This window comes from Streptomyces sp. NPDC006265, assembly GCF_040613555.1.
Taxonomy (GTDB): Bacteria; Actinomycetota; Actinomycetes; order Streptomycetales; family Streptomycetaceae; genus Streptomyces.
In genome coordinates this window covers 1-2,960 of record NZ_JBEXSH010001014.1, presented here as the reverse complement: position 1 = coordinate 2,960, position 2,960 = coordinate 1, and the positions used below count along the sequence as shown (strand labels likewise).

At 70.5% G+C, this 2,960-nt stretch carries 3 protein-coding genes; all 3 read right to left on the bottom strand.

Features of this window, described 5'->3' with window-relative positions; translation table 11 throughout:
• Positions 1–98: 98 nt before the first annotated feature.
• A complete protein-coding gene (locus ABZ281_RS44420) occupies positions 99–551 on the bottom strand; it encodes an Lrp/AsnC family transcriptional regulator (protein WP_031104506.1) in 453 nt (150 codons plus the stop codon).
• Positions 552–561: 10 nt separating this feature from the next.
• Complete coding sequence (locus ABZ281_RS44415; RefSeq protein ID WP_356663967.1) at positions 562–2,031, bottom strand: amino acid permease; 1,470 nt, start codon at positions 2,029–2,031, stop codon at positions 562–564.
• A 319-nt stretch (positions 2,032–2,350) separates the two neighbouring features.
• Positions 2,351–2,960 (bottom strand): IMP dehydrogenase (locus tag ABZ281_RS44410; RefSeq protein WP_356663965.1); only part of this gene is annotated, 610 nt, incomplete at its 5' end.

The window sequence follows — 2,960 nt, the reverse complement described above, 5'->3', positions numbered from 1 at the left end:
GTCCAAGCCTCAACGGGACTGTAGACGAGCGCCGCTCCTCAACGGGCAAACGTTGCCTGCCGCGGCACTAGGGGGGTGGCCCGATGGGGGCCACAGACTTACGTGGGCGAACCCGACGAGAAGCGCCGCAGCAGCGGCGAGAGCACGAGCACGGACTTGGTCCGCTCGACGAACGGCTCCCCGGCGATCCGCTCCAGGACCCGTTCGAAGTGGCGCATGTCGGAGGCGAAGACCTGGACGATCGCGTCCGCGTCCCCGGTGACGGTGGACGCGGCCACGACCTCCTGGTAGCGCTCCAGGCCCCGCTGAATGGTCTCCGGGGAGGTGTTCCCGCGGCAGTAGATCTCGACGAACCCCTCGGTCTCCCAGCCGAGGGCGCCCGGGTCCACCCGTACGGTGAAGCCGGTGATGGCTCCGGTGGCCCGCAGCCGGTCCACGCGCCGTTTCACGGCCGGTGCGGAGAGGCCGACGAGTTGGCCGATGTCGGCGTAGGAGCGGCGGGCGTCCTCGGCGAGGGCGTGCACGATGCGTTCGTCGAGATCGTTCAGCACAGTGGGTTGATCACTTTTCGGATGGTGCGAGTCGGGAACGGCGGTAGCCGTACCCGAAGTAGAACACGAGACCGGCGGTCATCCAGACACCGAAGACCACCCAGGTCACGGTGGACAGGCTGCCCATCATCCAGACGCAGAAGGCGAAGCCCAGCGCGGGAAGGACCGGCGAGAGCGGCACCCGGAAGGTGCGGTGCATGTCCGGCTTGGTCCGGCGCAGCACCACGACGGCCACGTTGACGAGGGCGAAGGCGAACAGGGTGCCGATGCTCGTGGCGTCGGCGAGCTGGCCGAGCGGGATCGCGGCGGCCAGGACTCCGCAGAACAGGGAGACGATCAGGGTGTTGGCGCGGGGGGCGCCGGTCTTCGGGTGGACCCTGGCGAACACCTTCGGCACGAGCCCGTCTCGGGACATGGCGAACAGGATGCGGGTCTGGCCGTACAACACGGTCAGCACCACGCTGGCGATGGCGATGACGGCGCAGAACGCCAGCAGCGTGCCCCAGAACGTCTGTCCGGTGACCTCGCGCATGATCTGGGCGAGGGCGGCCTCGGAGTCGGTGAAACCCTTCCAGGGCTTGGCGCCGACCGCGACGGCCGCGACGAGGACGTACAGCACGGTGACGATGACCAGCGACAGCATGATCGCGCGGGGCAGGTCGCGCTGGGCGTTCTTGGCCTCCTCGCCGGCGGTGGAGGCGGCGTCGAAGCCGATGTAGGAGAAGAACAGCGTGGCGCCGGCGGCGCTGACCCCGGCCATGCCCAGCGGCATGAAGTTCTCGTAGTTGCCGGAGCGGAAGCCCTGGACGCCGATGGCGCAGAACATCACCAGCGCGGCGATCTTCACGACGACCATGACGGTGTTGGCGCGGGCGGACTCGCGGGCGCCGCCCAGCAGGAACGCCATCGCGAGCAGGACGACGATCAGCGCCGGCAGGTTGAACACGCCGCCGTCGCCGGGCGGGGCGGAGAGGGCGGCCGGGATGGTGACGCCGATGGTCCCGTCGAGCAGCTCGTTGAGGTACTCGCCCCAGCCGACCGCGACGGCGGCGACCGAGACGCCGTACTCCAGGACCAGGCACCAGCCGCATATCCAGGCGATCAGCTCACCCATCGTTGCGTACGCATACGAGTAGGAGGAGCCGGCGACCGGGATGGTGCCGGCCAGCTCGGCGTAGGACAGGGCCGAGAACAGGGCGGTGAGACCGGCGATGACGAAGGAGAGCGTGACGGCCGGGCCCGCCTTGGGGACGGCCTCGCCGAGGACGACGAAGATGCCGGTGCCGAGGGTGGCACCGATGCTGATCATGGTGAGCTGCCACAGCCCGAGGGTGCGGCGCAGCGAGCCGCCCTCGCCCTGCCCACCCTCCTCGACCAGGCGTTCCACGGGCTTGCGGCGCATGAGGCGCGCGCCGATGCCGGGGGACGCGGGGGCGGCTGTCTGGCCTGGGTTCTGCGGGGGTGCGCCTTGGTCGAGCACGCGCTGGCTCCTTATCGCTGCCGGTCAGGGCGGCAGGGACCGCGGGCACCCAGGAGACAGGGACCCACCGAGCGGTGTCCCCGCCACGCCACGTACGAGGCGACAGCCTATGAGCAACGGCGTTGCTGGTGAAATGCAGCAACCTTGCGCGTACCTGCAAGATCATTGCGTTCCCCGGGGCTGGGCGGGTCTTCGTTGCGGGACGGCTGCCGAGTGTTGCATCGGCGCTTGTCGGAGGGCCCCGACGACGCAACGGAACGGCCCCCGCACGTCCCGCGGGGCGGGTCGACGGGGGCCGTACGGCGTAGCGCCGGGGGTGTCAGCTCCAGCTGGCGTGCAGGGGCTTTCCCTCCGCGTAGCCCGCGGCGCTCTGGATGCCGACGACGGCCTTCTCGGCGAACTCCTCCAGCGAGCCCGCGCCGGCGTAGGTGCAGGAGGAGCGGACGCCCGCGATGATCGAGTCGATCAGGTCCTCGACGCCCGGGCGGGCCGGGTCGAGGAACATGCGGGAGGTGGAAATGCCCTCCTCGAACAGCGCCTTGCGGGCGCGGTCGTACGCCGACTCCTCCGAGGTGCGGTTGCGCACGGCCCGGGCGGACGCCATACCGAAGGACTCCTTGTAGGCGCGGCCCTGGGCGTCGTGCTGGAGGTCGCCCGGGGACTCGTAGGTGCCCGCGAACCAGGAGCCGACCATCACGTTGGAGGCACCGGCCGCGAGGGCCATGGCGACGTCGCGCGGGTGGCGGACACCGCCGTCGGCCCAGACGTGCTTGCCGTACTGCCTGGCCTCGGCGGCGCATTCCAGGACGGCGGAGAACTGCGGCCGGCCGACGCCGGTCATCATGCGCGTGGTGCACATGGCCTGGCGCTCCGCCATCGAACCGTTCCTGGACTCGCTGAGCCTCCACTGAGGCCGGCCCCCGAGCGAC